Annotated in this window: 23 protein-coding genes; 11 read left to right on the top strand and 12 right to left on the bottom strand. The window is 66.9% G+C overall.

Going from position 1 to position 19,861, the window contains the following annotated elements; translation table 11 throughout:
* Positions 1 to 30 precede the first annotated feature (30 nt).
* On the top strand, positions 31 to 753 hold the full coding sequence (locus A6F68_RS09070) for an EcsC family protein (RefSeq protein ID WP_067678880.1): 723 nt from the start codon (positions 31 to 33) through the stop codon (positions 751 to 753).
* Here the strand turns inward: A6F68_RS09070 and A6F68_RS09065 are convergent.
* Positions 750 to 1,211, bottom strand: coding sequence for a peptidylprolyl isomerase (locus A6F68_RS09065; RefSeq protein WP_067678877.1), 462 nt, complete (start codon positions 1,209 to 1,211; stop codon positions 750 to 752). The genes A6F68_RS09070 and A6F68_RS09065 overlap by 4 nt on opposite strands.
* Before the next feature lie 100 nt (positions 1,212 to 1,311).
* Here A6F68_RS09065 and mgtE point away from each other — a divergent pair, with 100 nt between their 5' ends.
* Positions 1,312 to 2,754, top strand: coding sequence for a magnesium transporter (gene mgtE / locus A6F68_RS09060; protein ID WP_067678872.1), 1,443 nt, complete (start codon positions 1,312 to 1,314; stop codon positions 2,752 to 2,754).
* A gap of 4 nt (positions 2,755 to 2,758) precedes the next feature.
* Positions 2,759 to 3,151 carry a DUF1489 family protein gene (locus tag A6F68_RS09055; protein ID WP_067678869.1) on the top strand — a complete coding sequence of 131 codons (393 nt, stop codon included), beginning with the start codon at positions 2,759 to 2,761 and terminating at the stop codon, positions 3,149 to 3,151.
* On the opposite strand, the gene A6F68_RS09050 is transcribed toward A6F68_RS09055, so the two are convergent.
* The 3 genes from A6F68_RS09050 to A6F68_RS09040 are packed head-to-tail and all read right to left on the bottom strand — an operon-like array spanning position 3,148 to position 6,026.
* Positions 3,148 to 3,825 carry a DsbA family oxidoreductase gene (locus A6F68_RS09050; RefSeq protein WP_067678865.1) on the bottom strand — a complete coding sequence of 226 codons (678 nt, stop codon included), beginning with the start codon at positions 3,823 to 3,825 and terminating at the stop codon, positions 3,148 to 3,150. The genes A6F68_RS09055 and A6F68_RS09050 overlap by 4 nt on opposite strands.
* A gap of 10 nt (positions 3,826 to 3,835) precedes the next feature.
* Positions 3,836 to 4,708, bottom strand: a complete 873-nt coding sequence (nudC, locus tag A6F68_RS09045; protein WP_232308106.1) for an NAD(+) diphosphatase — start codon at positions 4,706 to 4,708, stop codon at positions 3,836 to 3,838.
* A 4-nt stretch (positions 4,709 to 4,712) separates the two neighbouring features.
* Positions 4,713 to 6,026: a serine hydrolase domain-containing protein gene (locus tag A6F68_RS09040; RefSeq protein ID WP_067678859.1), complete on the bottom strand. Its 1,314-nt coding sequence runs from the start codon at positions 6,024 to 6,026 to the stop codon at positions 4,713 to 4,715.
* A 99-nt stretch (positions 6,027 to 6,125) separates the two neighbouring features.
* On the opposite strand from A6F68_RS09040, the gene A6F68_RS09035 reads away from it, so the two are divergent.
* Positions 6,126 to 6,350, top strand: a complete 225-nt coding sequence (locus A6F68_RS09035) for a hypothetical protein (protein WP_067678856.1) — start codon at positions 6,126 to 6,128, stop codon at positions 6,348 to 6,350.
* On the opposite strand, the gene mutY is transcribed toward A6F68_RS09035, so the two are convergent.
* On the bottom strand, positions 6,343 to 7,365 hold the full coding sequence (mutY, locus tag A6F68_RS09030; protein ID WP_067678853.1) for an A/G-specific adenine glycosylase: 1,023 nt from the start codon (positions 7,363 to 7,365) through the stop codon (positions 6,343 to 6,345). The two genes, A6F68_RS09035 and mutY, sit on opposite strands and share 8 nt — an antisense overlap.
* Before the next feature lie 29 nt (positions 7,366 to 7,394).
* On the opposite strand from mutY, the gene A6F68_RS09025 reads away from it, so the two are divergent.
* The 4 genes from A6F68_RS09025 to A6F68_RS09010 all read left to right on the top strand — a co-directional run bounded on the left by A6F68_RS09025 (position 7,395) and on the right by A6F68_RS09010 (position 12,882).
* Positions 7,395 to 7,919: a DUF721 domain-containing protein gene (locus tag A6F68_RS09025; RefSeq protein WP_067682381.1), complete on the top strand. Its 525-nt coding sequence runs from the start codon at positions 7,395 to 7,397 to the stop codon at positions 7,917 to 7,919.
* A 6-nt stretch (positions 7,920 to 7,925) separates the two neighbouring features.
* Positions 7,926 to 8,600: a thioredoxin domain-containing protein gene (locus tag A6F68_RS09020; protein ID WP_084001776.1), complete on the top strand. Its 675-nt coding sequence runs from the start codon at positions 7,926 to 7,928 to the stop codon at positions 8,598 to 8,600.
* Between the two features lie 91 nt (positions 8,601 to 8,691).
* Positions 8,692 to 9,429: a DsbA family protein gene (locus A6F68_RS09015; RefSeq protein ID WP_067682375.1), complete on the top strand. Its 738-nt coding sequence runs from the start codon at positions 8,692 to 8,694 to the stop codon at positions 9,427 to 9,429.
* A gap of 30 nt (positions 9,430 to 9,459) precedes the next feature.
* Entirely contained in the window at positions 9,460 to 12,882 is a 3,423-nt protein-coding gene (locus tag A6F68_RS09010) for a chromosome segregation SMC family protein (protein ID WP_067678850.1), read from the top strand.
* A 98-nt stretch (positions 12,883 to 12,980) separates the two neighbouring features.
* Here the strand turns inward: A6F68_RS09010 and A6F68_RS09005 are convergent, their stop codons facing one another.
* The 5 genes from A6F68_RS09005 to rpmF form a co-directional block, all read right to left on the bottom strand.
* The gene (locus A6F68_RS09005; protein WP_067678847.1) at positions 12,981 to 13,391 is read right to left on the bottom strand and encodes a MerR family transcriptional regulator; all 411 of its coding nucleotides are present in this window, start codon (positions 13,389 to 13,391) and stop codon (positions 12,981 to 12,983) included.
* A gap of 11 nt (positions 13,392 to 13,402) precedes the next feature.
* Positions 13,403 to 13,702: an integration host factor subunit alpha gene (locus A6F68_RS09000; protein WP_198152577.1), complete on the bottom strand. Its 300-nt coding sequence runs from the start codon at positions 13,700 to 13,702 to the stop codon at positions 13,403 to 13,405.
* A gap of 108 nt (positions 13,703 to 13,810) precedes the next feature.
* Positions 13,811 to 14,776: a beta-ketoacyl-ACP synthase III gene (locus A6F68_RS08995; RefSeq protein WP_067678844.1), complete on the bottom strand. Its 966-nt coding sequence runs from the start codon at positions 14,774 to 14,776 to the stop codon at positions 13,811 to 13,813.
* Positions 14,773 to 15,831, bottom strand: a complete 1,059-nt coding sequence (gene plsX / locus A6F68_RS08990; protein ID WP_067678841.1) for a phosphate acyltransferase PlsX — start codon at positions 15,829 to 15,831, stop codon at positions 14,773 to 14,775. Before plsX ends, A6F68_RS08995 begins: the two co-directional genes overlap by 4 nt.
* Before the next feature lie 23 nt (positions 15,832 to 15,854).
* Positions 15,855 to 16,034 carry a 50S ribosomal protein L32 gene (gene rpmF / locus A6F68_RS08985; RefSeq protein ID WP_057883014.1) on the bottom strand — a complete coding sequence of 60 codons (180 nt, stop codon included), beginning with the start codon at positions 16,032 to 16,034 and terminating at the stop codon, positions 15,855 to 15,857.
* Positions 16,035 to 16,244: 210 nt separating this feature from the next.
* On the opposite strand from rpmF, the gene A6F68_RS08980 reads away from it, so the two are divergent.
* Together A6F68_RS08980 and A6F68_RS08975 are read left to right on the top strand one after the other, a co-directional pair.
* Positions 16,245 to 16,637 (top strand): MAPEG family protein, encoded by a 393-nt coding sequence (locus A6F68_RS08980; RefSeq protein WP_067678838.1) that lies wholly within the window; start codon positions 16,245 to 16,247, stop codon positions 16,635 to 16,637.
* Positions 16,638 to 16,726: 89 nt separating this feature from the next.
* A complete protein-coding gene (locus tag A6F68_RS08975) occupies positions 16,727 to 17,203 on the top strand; it encodes a hypothetical protein (RefSeq protein ID WP_067678836.1) in 477 nt (158 codons plus the stop codon).
* A gap of 802 nt (positions 17,204 to 18,005) precedes the next feature.
* On the opposite strand, the gene A6F68_RS08960 is transcribed toward A6F68_RS08975, so the two are convergent.
* Complete coding sequence (locus A6F68_RS08960) at positions 18,006 to 18,677, bottom strand: hypothetical protein (protein ID WP_157096698.1); 672 nt, start codon at positions 18,675 to 18,677, stop codon at positions 18,006 to 18,008.
* Positions 18,678 to 18,726: 49 nt separating this feature from the next.
* On the opposite strand from A6F68_RS08960, the gene A6F68_RS15030 reads away from it, so the two are divergent.
* Positions 18,727 to 18,963 carry a hypothetical protein gene (locus tag A6F68_RS15030; protein ID WP_157096697.1) on the top strand — a complete coding sequence of 79 codons (237 nt, stop codon included), beginning with the start codon at positions 18,727 to 18,729 and terminating at the stop codon, positions 18,961 to 18,963.
* Here the strand turns inward: A6F68_RS15030 and A6F68_RS08955 are convergent.
* A complete protein-coding gene (locus tag A6F68_RS08955) occupies positions 18,960 to 19,838 on the bottom strand; it encodes a transposase (protein ID WP_067682369.1) in 879 nt (292 codons plus the stop codon). The genes A6F68_RS15030 and A6F68_RS08955 overlap by 4 nt on opposite strands.
* Positions 19,839 to 19,861 lie beyond the last annotated feature (23 nt).

Below are 19,861 nucleotides of genomic sequence, written 5' to 3'. Positions count from 1 at the left end.
GTTTCCGGAATACACCTAGGGAGCATCTCAGTGGACATTCGCAAAGAGCAAGCCGCCTATCGCAACGCCAAGCCTTCCCGCCTGGGCCGGGGCATCGAGCGCCTGACCAATCCGTTCGGCAAGGCCATAGCCAGCGTCGTCCCTAACTCGGTCGTCGAATCGGTCGTGAAAGGCATCGATGCCGCGGCGGGCGCGCCGTCGCTTGCCGCGATGCGGCACGATCCGGCCGATCTGGACGCCGCGCGCGAAGCGGCTCGAAAAATCGAACGCCTGGCGAAGAACGTGAACGGCGCGACCGGCGCCGCGGCCGGTTTCGGCGGAGCGATCTCAGCCGGTCTCGACATTCCGGCGTCGCTCGGAATCGCCCTCAGGAGCATCCGCGACACCGGCCGCGCTTACGGCTTCGACGGCAAGGGCGAAGCCGAAAAGCTGTTCCGCCTCCAGATCCTCGAACTGGCGGCGCTCGACGATCCAGAACTTCGCGCGCAGCGCATTGCTGGCATCGAGCAGGCCATCGCGGAGGACGGCTCGCTGAAACCGGTGACAGGCGACGCCGCCACCCCGATGGTCGATGCCGCGATCGAGCGGATCAGCCGCGCGATGGCCTTTGCCACGTTCCGCCGCCGGCTGGGCATGGTTGTGCCCATCGCCGGATCGGCGGTCGGACTGCTGGTGAACCGCTCGTTCCAGGAAGACGTGGCCAAGGCGGCCCGGTTCGCCTTCCAGGAACGGCGCTTGAAGACGATGCCCTAGGAGACGGTCGCCTTCACGATCTTGCCCGGCTGCCGCGGCGGCTCGCCCTTCGGCAGCGCGTCGACGTGCTCCATGCCGCTCTCGACCTGGCCCCACACCGTATACTGGCGGTCGAGGAAGCGCGCGTCGTCGAAGCAGATGAAGAACTGGCTGTTGGCGCTGTCAGGATTGTTGGTCCGCGCCATCGAGCAGGTGCCGCGCACGTGCGGCTCGGCGTTGAATTCCTGCTTGAGGTCGGGCTTGTCGCTACCGCTCATGCCGGTGCCGGTCGGATCGCCGCCCTGCGCCATGAAGCCGGGGATGACCCGGTGGAACACGACGCCGTCGTAGAAGCCTTCGTTGGCAAGCTCGGTGATGCGCGCGACGTGGCCGGGCGCCAGGTCGGGCCGCAACTTGATGACGACGTCGCCGCCTTCGCCATTTCCGGTGTCGAGGGTGAAGGTCAGGGTATCGGCCATCAAAGTCTCCTGTAATTGAGTCGCGGGCCGATATAGGCACCGCCGCCGCGAAGTCACCCGTGCGCTTGCGTTTCCGGTGCCCGCGCCTAAGGCCTCGCGCATGGTGGACGAGACGATCCTCGACGACGACGCACTGGCGGCACCGCTCGAAGAGCGTCCCGACGATCGCGTCGATGACGAGCGTCACGACGAGGACAACCGGCTGAAGCCGGAATTCGTCCGCAGCGTGATCGACGCGCTCGACGACGGTGATACCGGGCGGGTCCACAACCTCGTCGAGCCGCTGCACGAGGCAGACGTCGCCGACCTGTTCGAAATCCTCGATGCGGGCGACCGCCCGCTGCTCGCCGCGGCCATCCCGGACCTCATGACCGGCGAAGTGATCGCCGAGCTCAACGACTACGTCCGCGACGACATGATGGAGGCTCTCCCTCCCGAAGCGGTCGCAGAGATTGCCGAGCAGCTCGACACCGACGACGCGGTGCAGCTGCTTGAGGATCTCGAGCCCGAGGACCAGGCGGCGATCCTCGCCGAGATGGAGCCCGAGGACCGCGCGGCGATCGAGAGCGCGCTAGCCTATCCGGAAGAGACCGCCGGCCGATTGATGAGCCGCGAATTCGTCGCGGCGCCCGAGCACATGACGGTTGGCGACATCATCGACTACCTGCGCGATGCCGATGCCGACGAACTGCCGACGGAGTTCTGGGAAGTCTTCGTCGTCGACCTGGCGCACAAACCGGTCGGCACATGCCAGCTTTCGTGGATCATGCGCGCTCCCCGATCGACGCCGCTCGTCGAGGTAATGAAGCGCGACCAGACCCTCATCCCGGTCACGATGGACCAGGAAGAGGTCGGCAACATGTTCCAGAAATACGCCCTGATCTCGGCCGCGGTGGTCGACGAGAACGGGCGTCTGGTCGGCCAGATGACGGCGGACGACGTGGTCCACATCGTGTCCGAGGAAGCCGGTGAGGACGTTCTCCTGCTTTCGGGCGCAGGCGATGGCGACATCAACGAGCCCATCCGCGACGCCTATGTTGCGCGGGTGCGCTGGCTGGTGGCCAACCTCGGCACCGCAGTGGTCGCGAGCGCGATCATCGCGATGTTCGGCGCTGCGATCGAACAGCTGGTGGCACTTGCCGTGCTGATGCCGATCGTCGCCAGCATCGGGGGCAACGCCGGCACGCAGACGATGGCGGTGACGGTGCGCGCGATCGCGATGAACCAGCTGACCCGTGCCAATACCCGCCGGATGATCTGGCGCGAGCTGCGCGTCGCCCTGCTCAACGGGGCGACCGTCGCGGTGCTGATCGGGGTTGCGGTCGCCTTGCTGTTCGAGCCCCAGCTGGGCGGCGTGATCGCCGCGGCCATGATGATCAACATTCTCGTCGCCGGTCTCGCAGGAGTGGCGGTCCCCGTCATCTTCGAAAGGCTCGACCAGGACCCCGCCGTGGCATCCAGCGTTTTCGTGACGATGATCACCGATTCTATGGGCTTCTTCGCGTTTCTCGGGCTGGCGGTCGCGGCGGGCCTCGCCGGGTGACGCCATGCCGCTGAGCATGACCAAGATCGCCTATCGTTCGGGCAGCATCGACAACCTGCGGGCGTGGGTCGAGGCAGGCGAAGAGGCGCACATGCGCACGCGCTATCGCCCCACCCGTCATGCCGAGATGATCGGCGGATCGCTCTACTGGATCCTCGACCACGCGATCGTGGCGCGGAGCGAAATCCTGGGCTTCGCCGAACGGCCCGACGGACACTGGACGATCCGCCTCGCACCCAAGCTCATCCTGGTCCAGCCGAAACACAAGCGCGCGCACCAGGGCTGGCGCTACCTGACCGAGCGACAGGCCCCGCGCGACCTCGAAGAGGGCGAGGAACCGGGCGATGCAATCCCCGGCCGGCTGGCAGGGCGCCTGACGAAGCTGGGGCTTATCTAGCCGCCCCGCTTCGCTACGACCTTGCGGAGCACATTCACGTAAGTCTCCGGCTCCTGCGCGCCGGGTACGATGAATTTTCGATCGATCACCATCGCCGGGACGCCGGAGACGTTGTTGTCCCACGCCATGCGCTCTTCGGCCCGCACCGCGTCGGCGATCCCCGGATCGTCCAGCGCCGCTCTTGCGTCCTCACGGTCGAGCCCGACCTCCCCGGCGATGTCGAGCAACACGTCGCGCTCGCCCACCTTGCGGCGCTGCTGGAAGTGCGCCGCGAACAGCGCCAGCTTCAGCCTGGTCTGCGCTTGCGCTCCCGCGGTCTCGCGCGCCCAGAGCAGAAGCTTGTGCGCGTCGAACGTGTTCCAGAGCATCGACGGCGGCGGATCGCCTTCGCCGATATAGTCGAACGGAAAGCCGGCCGCGGCGGCGCGCTCCGCCATCATCGTCCGTCCGGCCTCTGCCTGCTCGGGCGTGCGCCCGTACTTGCGGGCGATGTGCGCGCGGCTTTCCTCGCCTTCGGGCGGCATGTCGGGATTGAGTTCGAACGGCAGCCAGCGGATCTCGGCGTCGATCTCGCCTTCGAGCGAGGCCAGCGCCGTCTCGAGGTGCTTGTAACCGATCACGCACCACGGGCACATGACGTCGGACCAGATGTCTATGGTGACGTGCTGGGTCATCCCCTTCTCCTCATCGGTCGAGCCACCAGGTTACCAGATGGTGCGCGATCGCGAACGAGCGCGGAAAGATCAGGTTCTCGTTGCCCTCCGGTCCCGCGGCGCGCGCCTCGATCAGTTCGGCGCGGGTGAACCACCGGGCTTCCTCCAGCTCGGTGCGATCGATGGTCAGTGCATCGTCCTCCGCGACCGAGTGGCACCCGATCATCAGCTGGCTGGGGAACGGCCACGGCTGGCTGGCGATGTACGTTACCTCGCGGACCCGGACGCCGGCTTCCTCGAACACCTCGCGCGCCACCGCTTCCTCGATCGTTTCGCCGGGCTCGACGAACCCTGCGAGGGCAGAGAAGATACGCGGCGGAAAACGAGGCTGGCGGCCAAGCAGAAGCTTGTCTTCGTACTCGACCAGCATGATCGTGACCGGATCGGTGCGCGGGAAATGCGCTGCGCTGCATTCCGGGCAATCGCGCTGCCAACCGCCCTTCGCTACGCGGGTCCGCGCGCCGCAGCGCGCACAGAAGCGGTGCCGCGCGTGCCAGTCGACGAGGCTGCGCGCCCCGCCGTACACCGCAAGGTCCTGCGGGCTCAGCACCTGCATCGCCTGCCACACCTGCGGCTGCGCGTAGGCGGGCCCTTCCGCTCCCTGGTCGGGCACCGCGGCAAAGCAGGCCTTGCCGTCGAGAAGGCCGAGGAACACGAGATCGGCATCCTCGGGCACTTCGGCGAGACTGCCCCAGCCCAGCGCACCGGTCGTGTTGTCGAACGTCGGTAGCAGGCCGTCGAGCCGAAGCAGCCGCGCCCGCCAGTCCATCAACCCGGCGAGCGCGTCCGGGTCGGTGCGCAAGTGATCCGCGCGGTCGAGCGGCGAGCCGCTGAAGGCGATCACGCCGTCACTTGCCCGCCATCGCGGCGAGATCCTTCAGCACCGCCGCGGGAAACTCTGCATGGACCGGGTAGGCATCGGACGGCATGTACTGCGTCATCAGATTGGCCCGCAGACCCCGCTTGAGGTCGACCAGCGCGACCGTCCCTGCAGCGCCGCCCCAGCCGTAGGTGCCGGCCTGTTCGCCCAGACCCACGCGGCCACCGGCGCCGAAACCCGATCCCGCAGCGAACGTCCCCTTCGTCTCGACCCCATCGGGCAGCAGGTTCGAGGTACCGACGCGCACCGCCAGTTCGTTCAGCACGCGCTTGCCGTCGATCTTGCCGTACCCCGCGATCATCTTGAGGAACCTGTCGTAGTCGGCCGGTGAGCTGACGAGCCCCGCACCTCCCGTCGGAAACGGTGGTGCATCGGCATAGACCGACGCGGCGCCCGGATCGATCGGGATGAGATTTCCACCCACGACGCCGTAGTTCGTCGAGAGGCGGGCCACGTCCTCGGCCGGAACCTGGAAATAGGTGCTGTCCATGCCCGCGGGTCCGAAAATCGCCTCGTGCAGGTAGGCATCGAAGGTCATACCGCTCGCGACCTCGATCACGCGGCCCAGCAGGTCGAGGCTCATCGAATAGGACCAGCGCGTGCCGGGCTGCGCGACCAGCGGCAACTTGGCGAGCCCGTCGGCAAACGCGGCAAGGCTGCGCACCGGCACGCCCCGCCCGAACATCGCGGCGAGCGCCGGGACCTTGGTCACCTGTCCGGCGATGATCCCGGCATCTTCGTAGGCCGTCTTGATCGGCCCCTTCTGGATGATTCCGTAACCGATACCTGCGGTGTGGGTGAGAAGGTGGCGCACGGTGATCGGACGCACGGCCGGCTCGACGTCGGTGAGCGACCCGTCGTAGGTCTTCTGCACGGTCATGTTTGCGAAGGCCGGCAGCAAGTCGGCAATCGGCTGATCCAGACCGAGCTTGCCATCAGCGATCAGCTGCATCGCCGCCATGCCGGTGACAGGCTTGGTCATCGAATAGATCCGGTAGAGCGTGTCGGGCCCGGCTACCGACGCGTGTCCCAGCGCGAGCGTTCCCCCTCCGATCATCGTCGGCGCGGCCTGCCCCCAGCCGAGCGTGGCGACCATGCTCGCGACCTTCCGACTGTCGATGTACGACTTGACCATGGCCTCCACCGCCGGCCACGCGGTGGTGCCCTGCGCAAGCGCGCGCAGCGGCCAACCCGCCATCGTCGCGCCGGCTCCCAGCAGTGCACTCGACCGCAGCAACGAACGACGCGACATCTGCGGCGTGGCGAAATCCCTGAAAGCCATCGATTACTCCGTGATCGGTTTCAAATGAGGATGTGCGACATGGTGGCTGCGCGGTCAATCGGGCTTGCAATCCCCGAGTGTCCTATCCATGTAGGACACATGGGCAACATCATCGCATTCATCCTCGGCCTCATCTCGCTGGTGATCGTGATCCCAGCGACGATTCCCTTCCTCGGCTGGGCCAACTGGCTGGCGCTTCCCCTGATCGTGATCGGGATCATCGCGGGCCAGCTTTCGTCTTCAAGCAAGGCGGGGCGCAATTTCTGCCTGATCGTCCTGCTCGTCGCGGTCGTGCGGCTGAGCCTGGGCGGCGGGGTCATCTAGCACCGGCGCGCGCCGCGGCCTTCGCGAACAGCGTCGGCAGCCCTGCCTCCTCGAGCTTGTCCAGCGGCCACCATTCGCCGTCGCCGACGGGCGTGGCGGTGCGGGACACGTGCACGGCCAGCTCCAGGTCGAAGTGGGTGAAGCCGTGGCGCACCACGCCCGCGTCCTCCCATTCGCCGTCCGGAACCCCGCTGCCGTCGCTGCGCGCCGACCAGCCGTCGTCGGGCAAGGCGCGCATTCCGCCTAGCATCCCCGTCCCTTCGCGCCGGACCAGCCAGACGGCCCTCTCCCGCTCGATCCACAGCGCCGCGCCGCGCCGCGTGGGCTTTGCCCTCTTGGCCGCCTTGACCGGGTAACGCCCCGGCTCGCCTTCGGCCCGCGCGGCGCAATCGGCGGATAAGGGGCATAGCAGGCAGCGCGGTTCGCGCGGCGTGCAGACCGTCGCGCCGAGGTCCATCATCGCCTGCGCGAAGTCGCCTGCGCGCGATGCGGGGGTGATCGCGCCGGTCCGCTCGTAAATTGCCTTTCGTGAAGCCGGCAGCGGCTCGGCGATCGCGAACAGGCGCGAAACCACCCGCTCCACGTTGGCATCGACCACGACCGCACGCCGCCCAAAAGCGATCGCCGCGACGGCCGCTGCGATATACGCGCCCACGCCCGGCAACTGACGCAGGCCCTCCTCGGTGTCGGGAAAGCCGCCGCGCTCGACCACCATACGCGCCGCCGCGAGCAGGTTTCGCGCCCGCGAGTAATATCCCAGCCCCGCCCACGCGGCCATCACGTCGCCATCGTCGGCCGCCGCCAGCGCTTCCACCGTGGGCCAGCGCGCAAGGAACTTCGCATAATACGGCGCAACGGCAGCCGTCGTCGTCTGCTGCAGCATGACCTCCGAGAGCCAGACGCGATAGGGCTCGGGCGCAGCCGCACCCGGCGGGCTGCGCCACGGGAGGGTGCGCGCGTGGCGATCGTACCAGGCCAGCAACCTTGCCGGAATGTCGTCGTCGCTGGCGCTCATGGCGCGCCTATGGCATGGGCGCGGCGACGATGGAACGGGACGCTCCGCCACCTCCGCCCAAGCCCAGGGCGCGCCAGTACGAACGGCCGCGCGGCGGGCCCGCGCGATCGATCGCGGAGCTGACCCCGCAAGTCGGCCGCACGGCGTTTCGCCGCTTCGGCTTCGTCCAGTCGAGCGTCGTCACCCGCTGGCCGGAGATCGTCGGCGAACACCACGCCAAGGTCTGCACGCCCGAGGCGATCCGCTTTCCGCCGGGCGAAAAGGCCGACGGCATCCTGCAACTCGTGGTGTTGCCCGCGCACGCGCCCCTGATCCAGCATGTGATCCCCGAGATCATGGAACGGGTGAACCGTTTCTTCGGCTACAAGGCCGTCGCGCGGGTAAAGCTGCGTCAAGGCGCCGTTCAGCCGCCCCGGGTAGAAGCGCGGCCCGCCGCGCCGCCTTCGCTGAAGCCCGTGCCGATCGAGCTGGGAGATTCGCTGCGCGACGTGGGCGATCCGGAGCTGCGCGCGGTCCTGGAATCCCTTGCCCGGACGCTGGGCGCGAAGGAGTAGCATGGCGTGAAGTTGTTTCGACCGATCCTGGCGGCGACCGTCGCCCTGGCTGCGTCGGCGGCAGTGGCGGCGTCCACGAACTGGCTCACCGTGGTCGATACCGCGGGTGGAGGACACAAGGTCGGCAACCCTGCCGCGAAGATCAAGCTGACCGAGTTCGTCAGCTACACCTGCAGTCATTGCGGAGACTTCGCGCAGCAGGCGACGGGCGCGATCGATGTCTACGTGTCCACGGGCAAGGTCCAGCTCGACATCCGCCATGTCGTGCGCGATCCGGTGGACCTGACAGCCACGATGCTCGCGAACTGCGGCCCGGCAGCGAAATTTCCGGGCAACCACAAGGCCCTGATCCTTGCCCAGCCCAAGTGGCTCCCCATTGCCGAGCGTGCGACGCAGGGCCAGCAGCAGCGCTGGTACACGGGCGCCGGACCCGCGCGCCGCCGGGCGATCGCCAACGACCTGAAGTTCTACGACATCATGATCGGCCGCGGGTACGAGCGCACCGCGCTCGATCGCTGCCTATCGGACGAGGCGCTGGCAACGCGCCTGGCCGAGCAGACGAAGGCCGATGCCGACAAGTGGAAGGTACGCGCCACCCCGAGCTTCGCCATCGACGGTGTGCTCCTTACGGGGACGCATGCCTGGTCGCTGCTGCAGCCCCAGCTCGACGCCCGTTTCTGAACGCCATGGGCATAGCTGTGGAAAGCGCCCCGTCGCGCTTCACCGTCCGCCCACCCTCGTATACCCTCTAGGCCCACCCGAAAGGATGATCATGCTGCGTACCGCCTCTTTTGCCCTCGTCGCCGCACTCGCGCTCGCCTCCTGCGGATCGAACAATGCCGCCGACGGCGAAGTCGCGGAAGGCGCACCGGTCGCCGCCGTCGCCGCTCCGACCGGACAGGCGTGGATCGACGTGGCCTCGGTCACTCCGGACGGCGGATACATGGTCGGCAACCCCGATGCCCCGATCAAGCTGATGGAATACGGCTCGCTGACCTGCGGCGCGTGCGCCAACTTCACGCAGACCGGCTTCGAGACCCTTCGCGACAAGTACATCAACACTGGCAAGGTCAGCTTCGAACTGCGCAACCAGGTCCATAACGGCATCGACCTGGTTCTCGCGCGGCTCGTGCGCTGCTCGACGCCCGATGCCATGGTGCCGCTGTCGGAGCAGGTCTGGATGAACTTCGACACGATAATGACCGGTGCGCAGGCCGCAGGGCCCCAGCTCGAGGCCGCGATGGCCCTGCCGGAGAGCCAGCGTTTCGTCGCGGTGGCGCAAGCGAGCGGACTGCTTCCCTTCTTCGCCAGCCGCGGCATCAGCGAAGACCAGGCGCGGACCTGCCTGGCGGATGCCAAGTCGGTCGAGGCAATCGCCGAACGATCGGACAAGCAGTCCGAGGAACTCAACGTCACCGGCACCCCGACCTTCTTCGTCAACGGCAGCAACGTCGGCACCCAGAGCTGGGAGACGCTCGAACCGATGCTCCAGCGGGCCGGCGCCCGCTAGACCGGTCGCGGAGGGGGGACACACACCGGGATGCTCATCAGGCGGCTCAAGCTCAGCGGTTTCAAGAGCTTCGTAGAGCCGTCCGAGCTGCGCATCGAGCCGGGCCTGACCGGGGTGGTCGGCCCCAACGGTTGCGGAAAGTCCAACCTGCTCGAGGCGATCCGGTGGGTCATGGGCGAAAACTCGCCCAAGTCGATGCGCTCGGGCGGGATGGACGATGTCATCTTCGCCGGCACCGCCAGCCGTCCGCAGCGCGACTTTGCCGAAGTGGTACTCACCGGCCAGGGCGACGACGGCGAGGAGCTTGAGGTCGTCCGCCGGATCGAACGCGGCGCGGGCAGCGCGTACCGCGTGAACGGGCGCGACGTGCGCGCCAAGGACGTCGCCCTGACCTTCGCCGACGCGGCGACGGGGGCGCACTCCCCGGCGCTAGTCAGCCAGGGCAAGATCGCGCAGGTCATCGCCGCCAAGCCGGCCGAGCGCCGCATGATGCTGGAAGAGGCGGCAGGCATCGCCGGCCTCCACGTCCGTCGCCGCGATGCCGAGAGCAAGCTGCGCCAGACCGAGGCCAACCTGGCCCGGCTCGAAGACCTGATGGCGGGCCTCGACAGCCAGATCGCCTCGCTCCGCCGGCAGGCCAAGCAGGCCGAGCGCTACAAGGCGCTCTCCGAGCAGATCCGCGTCGCCGAGGCGCGGTTGCTGTTCGCCCGCTGGCGCGACGCGGCGGCGGCGGCGACGGCCGCGCGCGCCGAAGCGAAGGCGGCGGACGAGCGCGTCGCCGCTGCCCAGCAGGCTTCGAGCGAAGCACAGAAGGCGCAGGCCGCCGCGGCCCAGGCGCTAGCCGCAGCGCGCGACGAGCTCGCCGACCGGCGCGACGATGCCAGTGCGCACGGCCACCGGATGGCCGCGCTGTCGAGCCAGCTGGAAGCCGCCGAGCAGCGCCTCGCCGACCTCGACCGGCAGAAGACGCGGCTCGAGGAGGATCGCGGCGATGCCGACCGGTTGACCCGGGATGCCGCCGAAGCGCTCGCCCGGCTGGAGAAGGAACTGGCCGCCAATGCCGCCGCGCTCGAGGCCGACGAGGCGCGCCGCCCTGCACTGGCGAGGAAGCTCGAGGATGCCGAGCGCGCCGGGCGCGCGGCGGAACTCGCCCTCGCCAAGGCTACCGCGGACCAGGCCGGGGTCGAGGCGGAATGGCGTGTCGCCGAGGCGGAAGTGGCGCAAGCCGAGGCCCGGCTCGCGCGGCTCGAAAGCGAGGCCCGGCGCCATGCGGAGGCGCGCATGGCGCTGTCCCAGGCGGGCGATCCCGAAGCTGCGGTGAACGCGGCACAGCGCGACACCGAGGATGCTGCGAAGGCCGTCCTCGCCCTGCGTGACGCGCTCGATGCCAAGCGATCGCGCAAGGAAGCGCTGCAGTCAGCACGCGACGAAGCTGCGTCCGCGCTTTCGGCAGCCCGGGCGGAAGTCGCCGGGCTCGAACGCGAATTCCAGGGTCTCGACCGCGACCGCCAGGCGCGCGCGAAGGCCGCAGCGGGGCGGCAGGGCCTGCCCACTGCGCTCGACCGCGTCCGCGCGGCTTCGGGATACGAGCGCGCGGTCGCCGCCGTGCTCGGGCGCGATGCCCGCTCTCCCCTTGGCACGCCGCAAGGCGATGGCGAGGGACGCTACTGGACCGGATCGACCGCCCCTGCCCCGGTCGCCGATTCGCTGGCACGGCACGTCACCGATTGCCCGCAAGAGCTCGCTGCGCGGCTCGCGCTCGTCCACGTCGCGGACAGCGATGACGGGCGAGCGCTGAAACCGGGCGAGTGGCTCGTGACCCGGGCCGGTGCGCTGCGGCGCTGGGACGGTTTCATTGCGCGCGGTGAAGGCGCTGCCGAAGCGGCCCGTCTCGAGGCCGAGAACCGGCTCGCCGAGCTGGAGTCGCTCCTGCCGCCCCGGCGCGAGGCGCTTGCCACCGCGGAAGCCGCACAGGCGCGCGCCCAGGACGAACTCGCCACGCTGCAACGCGAGCTGGTTGCCGACGAGCGCGGGGTTCAGGAGACGATCGAAGCCGAGCGCGGCGCGCTCCGGGCGCTCGACCAGGCCGAGGCCGCACGCGAGCGCCATGCCGCGCGGCTGGCGGAACTGGCGTCGAGCGAAACGGATCTCGCCGAACAGCGCAACGCCGCCGAGACCGACATGGCTTCGGCACTGGCAAAGCGGGATGCCCTGCCCCCGCCCGATGCCGGGCGTGCCACTCTCGAAGCGGCCCAGGCGAAGAACGAGGCGGCGCGCTCGGCACTGCAGGCGGCGACCGCGGAGCTCGCCGCCCACGATCAGGGCCTCGCGGTCGCGCGCGAGCGTACCGCTGCCCAGAGGTCGGATATCGCGAGCTGGCAGGCCCGCTCGGGCGAGGCCGCGCGGCGACTGTCGGACATGAGCCGCCGGTTCGAAGAGATCGAGCAGGAACGCGCCGTCGTCGCCGCCAAGCCCGAAGGCCTCCTGCGCGAAATCGAGCGCGGCGACGAGGTTCGGGCGCGCCTGACCTCCGAACTTGCCGAAGCGGAGAAGGCGGTGGTGGAAGCGCAGACGGCCGCGACCGCCGCCGACCACGCGCTGGCCGACGTCACCGAGGCGCTCGCCACCGCCCGCGAATTGCGCGCCGGACTTGCCGCCCGTGCCGACAACGAAGAGCAGCGCCGCGAGGAGATGGCGCGCATCTCGGGCGAGCGGTTCCAGTGCTCGCCGCCGCTCCTGTCCGATCGCATCGGTTTCGATGCCGAAGCTGTGAAGAATGCCGGGCTCGAGGGCGAGGAAATGGAACGCCTTACCGCCAGTCGCGAGCGGATCGGCCCGGTCAACCTGGTTGCCGCGGACGAGCTCGAGCGGATCGAGGCCGAGCACGGATCGAGCGCCGCGGAGCAGGCCGAGCTGACCGAGGCGGTCAATCGCCTGCGCGGATCGATCGGCAACCTCAACCGCGAAGGGCGCGAGCGCCTGCGCGCCGCATTCGAGCAGGTCGACACGCACTTCCGCCGGCTGTTCACTCGGCTGTTCGAGGGCGGGCAGGCGCACCTTGCGCTGATCGACAGCGACGATCCGCTCGAGGCGGGGCTCGAGATCTACGCCCAGCCGCCGGGCAAGCGGCTGCAGTCGCTCACCCTGCTGTCGGGCGGCGAGCAGGCGCTTACCGCGATCGCGCTGATCTTCGCGCTGTTCCTGACCAATCCCGCGCCGATCTGCGTGCTCGACGAAGTCGACGCCCCGCTCGACGATGCCAACATCGACCGCTTCTGCGACCTGCTCGATTCGATGGTCGCCGAAACCCAGACCCGGTACCTGATCGTGACCCACAACGCGGTGACGATGAGCCGCATGCACCGCCTGTTCGGCGTGACGATGGTCGAACGCGGCGTCAGCCGCCTGGTCAGCGTGGACCTCGGCGAGGCGGAGCTCCTCGCGGCCGAGTAGCTCAATCACGAGCGCTAGAAAGCAAACTCCAGCACCGAGACTACCGGGCGGGATCGACGGTCACATGCTCGCCCCGGCCCGGGATGAGCAGGGCACGATCAACTCTCCAGCGCAGCGGCTAGTGTTCGGCGGATTGCCTTGAGACGGTCGACCGCCTCACCGGGAATGCCGGAAGTCTCGGCGCGGGGCAGGCTCTGCGTTTCGGACTGCGGTTCGGTCCGTGGCACTTCCACCCCCGACCCAGTGTCCGGCTTGAATCCCTTCAACGCCGCCTTGGCACCGCGGAGGGTATAGCCTTCCTTGTTCACCAGCCGGTCGATCTCTTCGAGCAGGGCCACGTCTTCCGGGCGGTAATACCGCCTTCCGCCGCTGCGCTTGAGCGGCTGGAGCATCGGGAACTGGCCTTCCCAGTACCGCAGCACGTGCGACTTGATGCCGAGCGCGTCGCCCACTTCGCCGATCGTGCGCAGTGCGCCCTCGTCCTTGCCGTCGTCGAAGCTGGCTACCATGCGCGCATTTCCTAACCCTTGGCCACCCGCTCCTTGAGCAGCTGGCTGGCGCGGAAGGTCATCACCCGCCGCGGTGTGATCGGCACTTCGATCCCCGTCTTGGGATTGCGGCCGATCCGTTCCTTCTTGTCGCGCAGAACGAAGGTGCCGAAGCCCGAGATCTTGACGTTCTCACCCTTCGACATCGCCTCGCACATGTGGCGCAGAATGGATTCGACCAGATCGAGCGACTCGGCCCTGCTGAAGCCGAGCTTGCGGTTGATCGTGTCTGCCAGGTCTGCGCGAGTCAGCGTGCCCACCGAACGCATCATACGCGGGGTCCTCCCCTCTCCATCGGCGCGACCCGATGTCCGGGAACAATGCTAACGAACTTGGCGTTCTGCCGCAATGCGCGTCCGGAAATTTTCCAGACGGGCCCGTTACATACGGACGAGACTGGCGCCCCAGGTGAACCCGCCGCCCATCGCTTCGAACATAACGAGGTCGCCGGGCTTGATCCGGCCATCGCGCACCGCGACGTCGAATGCCAGCGGAACCGACGCGGCCGAGGTGTTGGCGTGGCGATCGACCGTGACCACGACCTTCTCGGCCGGCAGTCCGAGCTTGCGCGCGGTCGCGTCGAGGATGCGAGCGTTGGCCTGGTGCGGCACGACCCAGTCGATCTCGTCCGCGGTGAAGCCGGTCTCCGCGAGCACTGTCTCGAGCACGCTCGCCAGGTTGGTCACCGCGTGGCGGAACACTTCCTTCCCCCGCATCCGCAGCTTGCCGACGGTGCCGGTGGTCGATGGGCCGCCATCGACGTAGAGCAGCTCGTTGTGCGCCCCGTCGGCGTGGAGCTGGGTGTAGATCACGCCCGGACCGTCCTCGGCGACGTCCTGCGCCTCGAGCACGAGCGCACCAGCACCGTCGCCGAACAGGACGCAGGTCGTGCGATCCTCCCAGTCGAGGATGCGGCTGAACGTTTCCGCCCCGATCACCAGCGCGCGCCGGGCCATGCCTGCGCGGAGCATCGAATCGGCGGTGGCAAGCGCATAGAGGAAGCCGGAGCAGACCGCCGCGACATCGAACGCGATGCCGCCGTGGCAGCCGAGGATGTCCTGCACCTTCGTCGCGGTGGCCGGAAACGTCTGGTCCGGCGTTGCGGTCGCCAGCACGATAAGCCCGATGTCGGCCGGGGAAAGCCCGGCGGCCTGCAGGGCCGTGGATGCCGCTTCGGCGGCAAGCGTCGCGGTCGTCTCGCCCTCGCCCGCGATGAAGCGGTTGCGGATGCCGGTGCGCTCGACGATCCATTCGTCGCTCGTGTCGACCATCGCCGCCATCTCGGCGTTCGGTACCGCCCGCTTGGGGAGGGCCGATCCGCTTCCGAGCACGACCGAGCGAATCACGCGGCTTCGCCCTCGGCCCCGTTGGTGCGCAGGCGCGTTCCGCCGAGCTCGGCGAGATCGGCGGTGATGCGCTGGGTCAGTTCGTTCTCGAGCAGCCGCGCGGCCACGTCGACCGCGTTGGCGACGCCGGCGGCAGTAGCGCTGCCGTGGCTCTTCACCACGACGCCGTTGAGGCCGAGGAAGACCGCCCCGTTGTGGTTGTTGGGATCGAGGTGGTGGCGCAGCAGCTCGGTCGCCGGGCGGCTCACGAGGAAGCCGAACTTCGAGCGGAGGGAACTGGTGAAGGCGCTGCGGAGAAGATCGGTCACGAAGCGCGCCGCGCCCTCGATCGCCTTCAGGGCGATGTTCCCGGAAAAGCCGTCGGTCACGACGACGTCGCACGTGCCCCGGTTGATCTTGTCGGCCTCGATGAAGCCGTCGAAGCTCAGCGAAAGGCCGGTCGCCGCCCTCAGGGTGCTGGCGGCCTGCTGCAGTTCCTCGGTGCCCTTGAGCTCCTCGGTCCCGATGTTGAGCAGCCGCACCCGCGGTTCCTCGCGCCCCGTGACGATTCGCGAATAGGCCGCGCCCATCACGGCGAACTGGACGAGGTTGCGCGCATCGCACTCGGTATTGGCGCCGAGGTCGAGCATGATGACGTCGTTGTCGCCAAGGGTCGGCAGCAGCGCGGCGAGCGCCGGCCGGTCGATCCCCGGCATCGTGCGCAGCGCGAGCTTGCTCATCGCCATCAGCGCGCCGGTGTTGCCCGCGCTCACGGCGGCGCCGGCGTCTCCCGCCTTCACCGCACCGACGGCCAGGCCCATGCTGGTGGTCTTGGCACGGCGCAGCGCCTGGGTCGGCTTTTCGTCGCCGCCGACGACGTCCTCGCAGTGGAGGATCTCGGACGCGCCGCGCATGTTCGGGTGCGCGTCGAGCGCGGCCTTGATCCGCGACTCGTCGCCCACGAGGAGGAACTTGAACTTGTCGTGGCGCCGACGGGCCAGTGCCGCGCCGGAGACCATCGTCTGCACGCCCTCGTCCCCGCCCATCGCGTCGACGGCGATACGCGGGAGGGTCATGACCGAACTACCCTAAGCGGCCGTCAGAGGCCGACGGCGACGACTTCGCGGCCGTTGTAGTGTCCGCAGTGCGAGCAGAGGTTGTGCGGGCGCTTGAGCTCGCCGCAGTTCGAGCATTCGTGGAACGCCTCGACCTTCAGCGAATCGTGGCTCCGGCGCATACCGCGGCGGCTGGGCGAAACTTTTCTTTTTGGGACGGCCATCGTGGCACCTGTTCCGTATATAATTCAAAAGCGATTGCGGTTCGCCCTAGGCCAAGGCCATTCGGCGCACAACCCATGCGGGCCGGGGACGCGGCGAACGGACCCGGCAGTGGCGGGAAGGCGCGCCCTATAGCGAAAAACGCGTCCGTTGCAAGCGGCCCCGGGTGTGCTAGCCCACACACCTCGGATCGCAAGAGGAGTGGGGCACGAATGATCCTTCCGGTTACCCTGTGCGCGGCAGCCGCCGCGGCCATCATCAACCTCTGGCTCAGCATGCGCATCGGCCAGATGCGTGGGCGCACCAAGGTCTCGATCGGCGACGACGCCGGCGGCCCGCTCACCGCGCGCATGCGCGCGCAGCTCAATTTCGTCGAGAACACCGCCTTCGTGCTCATCCTGATCGCCGCGATCGAGATCGCCGGAAAAGGCCAGCCCTGGCTCGCCTGGGTCGCGGCGATCTACATGCTCGGCCGCGTGGCCCACGGGATGGGAATGGACGGCGGCGCGTTCAAGACCGGACGGATGATCGGCACGCTCATCACGATGCTGACGCAGCTGGGGTTGGCGGTGGTCGCAGTGCTGGTGGCGCTTGGAGTGATATAGCGTCGGCTTTCGGGGCAATCGTCAATTGCCACGAATGTCCGATGTGGGGTGGAAAGCGGAAATTAGCTTTCGCCAGATAGAACCCACTCATGACGGATATATACGAGCCACAAGCCGAGTTTCTAACTTGGGTCCTATCGGGCGATGCTCCACTTACCGGCTCGCCGTTTGCCGAGACCAACCTCCGTCGTGTCATCGCGCTCATGAACGATGCGCAGACCGCGAATAGGGACTGGGCAACTTTCATACTGGCACTTGCAGAGGTCGATGGCGACGAGGTTCGCACCGCGTTGATGGCTGCGACCAAAGACGTCGATGCGGTAGTTAGAGGCGAAGCTCTGCTGGGTTTGGCTATGCGAGACCGTGACCTCGCGCTTCCATTAGTTAGGCGAGAGTTGGAAGGGGATGAGTGGGGCAGCCCAACTTTCGAGGCAGCCGAGCTCTTGGCTGATCCGTCGCTTCTCGGAGCACTTCGACGGTGTCAGGGGACCGCCAAGAAGGAATGGATGAACAGAGAAATTGCTGACGCCATCGTTGCTTGTGAGCGGGCCATCACTCCCGATTGAGGAATGTCCGCAATGGGGTCGTTACCGGCTGGACCGCTTTCTTAGGGAATCTCGCGATAGCGGCCGGTCCGCTTGCGGATCGCCGATTAGCCTAGCGAGTGTCCGATTTGGGATGGTTAGCGGACATCAATTCCGCGATGCCGCTCGTTCGTTTATTATCTGCGCAACCTTTGTCACCCGTCCTTCAAGGTCGTCGAGAAACGGTCGACCGTACTGCTCCATTCGGTCTGGAGGATAGTTGCGGATTGCGATGCGATACCGCTCCACTTGGTCCTTCAACTCCGACAACAGTCTCTCTAGCTGGGCGTCCGAGAGGCTTTCGCGCCGATTGTAGGCTTTCAACCAGAACATGCTTCACAGTCGCCAGAATCTGAAGAGTGGTCAATGTCCACAATGAGGTCGTTTCCGGATCGTCGGGTTGCGGGGTGGGAAGCGGACCTTCTAATCGCTCAATTTGTAAGAAGATTCGGGTTGTCCAGCACAACCTCGCGGCGCTTCCGCCAGAACGGGAAGAGGATTAGTCCTGTCTCAGATACCGCTCGCCACGCTCCATCCTCGCGAGCTTCAAGAACTGCCTTTTGAAGCAAATTACCGCGCCAAATTTCGCGAACCCTCGCCTCGCCCGAGTAGCACCACGCGATGAAATCCAGTGCTTCCTCAGCGTCATCAAAGTGCTGGTGCCATCCACCCTGACCCAAATAGATGGTCCACTCGCCTCCTTGTTGACGAAGCTCGACAGCAAAACCGGATGAGATGGGCTGGTCAATCCTAAGCCAATTTTCGGTAGTGTCTCAGTTTGAAATCAGACGGTCGGCCAGATTGCGGCGATCATCGTGCAGGCCGCTTCGATGTTCGCAATACGTCGAGCGGAGTTCGCAGGGGCGCGAAAGACGTTCTCCCGGGATACGTCGATCACCATTGATGTTTGAGGGTGCGGCTCGCCAAGATCGGCGAGGTATTGGGTCGCGTGCATGTGCGCCAACGTTGCAAGATTCACGTTTGCCTCTGCCCTACGGTTCTCGGCGGCTTCGCCAGCCCCGCCGATTGTGCAGCGGATGAACGCCTGGCCCACCCGAGCGCGCCGGTTGTCGATCACTAGAGCGTCGGGTGCTACTGATACCTCGACGCCGTTGATGTTGAGCGGGGGCGATGGTTGTCGGGCTTCACGATACTCTGGCCCCCACACATCCAGCGCGTTCGAGGCGCGCTGGAAGGCCTCGATCACATCAATGCAACGCTGCGCATCATCACGCACGAGCGGGCCATTTGTGCCGTCGTCGCGTCGATCTTCAAGAAGTGCGTTCGCTTGGGCCACGATACGATTAAGCCCGCCGCGATCCCTTAGGCATTCAGCAATCGTTCTGCGCGCATGATGGTACTGGATGATGATCGGACGGTTGGGCCCGGGGTTTTTCGCTTGCCTCAAGATTCCCAGCTGGCCTACAGGTGTGGCAGCGCTGAGATAGTCTGCCAATTGAGACGCCGAAAGTCGGGGATTCACGCGCGGGGCAGGAGGTCGAGCCATGGATGAGTTCCTTGCGGTGGGGACAACTCCGACGGGACAAGAAATATACTTGTCCGAACTATCCCGAAAGACATTGGCGGACAACGGCATGTCCGATGCAATCGGTGGATTGTATCTTTATGAAGCGGAGAACGCGCCGGGCAGTTTCGGCATCCGCGTTTTGGCGTCGGTGCCTTGTCTTGAAGCCGGTTATCGCATGATGGACATATTCGGACTGCGCGTCTCGGCGGCTTAGCCGCGCTTCTTGTAGGGACCGCGCGGCTTAGGTGCCGGGGCCATCCCATCGATCTTCGCAACGATATCGTCCAGCGTCCAGAGGCGGTCGGTAATGCCAGCGGCCATCGCCGGGGTCACGCGCAGCGTCTTATGGATGCGGCAGAAATTGTAGAACGCGAAGTAGAGCGCCAGCGCGTGAATATGGTTGTCCAGCTTCTTGCTGAAAGCGTTCGTCAGGCGCGTGAAGCGGCGGTTCTGCATCCGGATCGAAAGGTTCATGCGCTCGACGTGCGACGTGCTGACATGGGCGTAATCGGGATTGCCTTCGCGGCGGACCTTCTTCGCGCCGGTGCATATGGCGGGGCTGTAGCGGCGATCAGGGCTCTTGCCGCCGAGTTCGCCATACAGCTTCACAAGCTGTGCGTAGTCCACGTCAGCGCCGAACGCGCCTTCGACCGCTTCAAGATAGGCGCGATGCCCGTCAGTGGTAAGCTGGACGCGGTTGGCAAGGCGGGCGCGTAGATCGTCCATCAGGACCATCGCGCTTTCCGCGCCACGGTCGCCGACGAAATAGGACACCATCAGCTTTGTGTCGGCGTCGATAGCGGTCCAGGTCCACACGTCGCCAGCGCCCTCCGGGGCGTCCTTCGCGGTCGCGACGTTCGCAGCCTTCGCGTAGCAGAACGACCAGATTTCGTCGCACTGGATGCGGCTCGCCTTCACATCGCGGACCGTCTCGTCATGGATAGAGAGGCAAGCCTCACCGGCCTCGACGAGCAGCTTGCTCACCGTGTTGATCGACACGTCCGCAATGCGGCTGATCGACCGCATGGACGATCCCTCGCACAGCATGGCGAGGATTTGAGTGCGCTTGGCGAGAGGCAGCTTGTTCATGCTCATTTTAATATGAACTTTTT

Source organism: Tsuneonella dongtanensis (assembly GCF_001698205.1).
GTDB lineage: Bacteria > Pseudomonadota > Alphaproteobacteria > Sphingomonadales > Sphingomonadaceae > Tsuneonella > Tsuneonella dongtanensis.
This window is presented reverse-complemented; position numbering and strand designations above follow the sequence as displayed.

Excerpts from the sequence above, each read along its gene's own strand:
- plsX (WP_067678841.1), bottom strand. The coding sequence starts at position 15,831 with ATGACCCTCCCGCGTATCGCCGTCGACGCGATGGGCGGGGACGAGGGC.
- A6F68_RS08955 (WP_067682369.1), bottom strand. The coding sequence starts at position 19,838 with ATGAACAAGCTGCCTCTCGCCAAGCGCACTCAAATCCTCGCCATGCTG.
- mutY (WP_067678853.1), bottom strand. The coding sequence starts at position 7,365 with ATGAGCGCCAGCGACGACGACATTCCGGCAAGGTTGCTGGCCTGGTAC.
- A6F68_RS15030 (WP_157096697.1), top strand. The coding sequence starts at position 18,727 with ATGGATGAGTTCCTTGCGGTGGGGACAACTCCGACGGGACAAGAAATA.
- A6F68_RS09040 (WP_067678859.1), bottom strand. The coding sequence starts at position 6,026 with ATGGCTTTCAGGGATTTCGCCACGCCGCAGATGTCGCGTCGTTCGTTG.
- A6F68_RS09055 (WP_067678869.1), top strand. The coding sequence starts at position 2,759 with ATGCCGCTGAGCATGACCAAGATCGCCTATCGTTCGGGCAGCATCGAC.
- A6F68_RS09035 (WP_067678856.1), top strand. The coding sequence starts at position 6,126 with ATGGGCAACATCATCGCATTCATCCTCGGCCTCATCTCGCTGGTGATC.
- A6F68_RS09015 (WP_067682375.1), top strand. The coding sequence starts at position 8,692 with ATGCTGCGTACCGCCTCTTTTGCCCTCGTCGCCGCACTCGCGCTCGCC.
- rpmF (WP_057883014.1), bottom strand. The coding sequence starts at position 16,034 with ATGGCCGTCCCAAAAAGAAAAGTTTCGCCCAGCCGCCGCGGTATGCGC.
- A6F68_RS09000 (WP_198152577.1), bottom strand. The coding sequence starts at position 13,702 with ATGATGCGTTCGGTGGGCACGCTGACTCGCGCAGACCTGGCAGACACG.
- A6F68_RS09050 (WP_067678865.1), bottom strand. The coding sequence starts at position 3,825 with ATGACCCAGCACGTCACCATAGACATCTGGTCCGACGTCATGTGCCCG.
- A6F68_RS09065 (WP_067678877.1), bottom strand. The coding sequence starts at position 1,211 with ATGGCCGATACCCTGACCTTCACCCTCGACACCGGAAATGGCGAAGGC.
- A6F68_RS08980 (WP_067678838.1), top strand. The coding sequence starts at position 16,245 with ATGATCCTTCCGGTTACCCTGTGCGCGGCAGCCGCCGCGGCCATCATC.
- A6F68_RS09005 (WP_067678847.1), bottom strand. The coding sequence starts at position 13,391 with ATGGTAGCCAGCTTCGACGACGGCAAGGACGAGGGCGCACTGCGCACG.
- A6F68_RS08975 (WP_067678836.1), top strand. The coding sequence starts at position 16,727 with ATGACGGATATATACGAGCCACAAGCCGAGTTTCTAACTTGGGTCCTA.
- A6F68_RS09025 (WP_067682381.1), top strand. The coding sequence starts at position 7,395 with ATGGAACGGGACGCTCCGCCACCTCCGCCCAAGCCCAGGGCGCGCCAG.
- A6F68_RS09010 (WP_067678850.1), top strand. The coding sequence starts at position 9,460 with ATGCTCATCAGGCGGCTCAAGCTCAGCGGTTTCAAGAGCTTCGTAGAG.
- mgtE (WP_067678872.1), top strand. The coding sequence starts at position 1,312 with ATGGTGGACGAGACGATCCTCGACGACGACGCACTGGCGGCACCGCTC.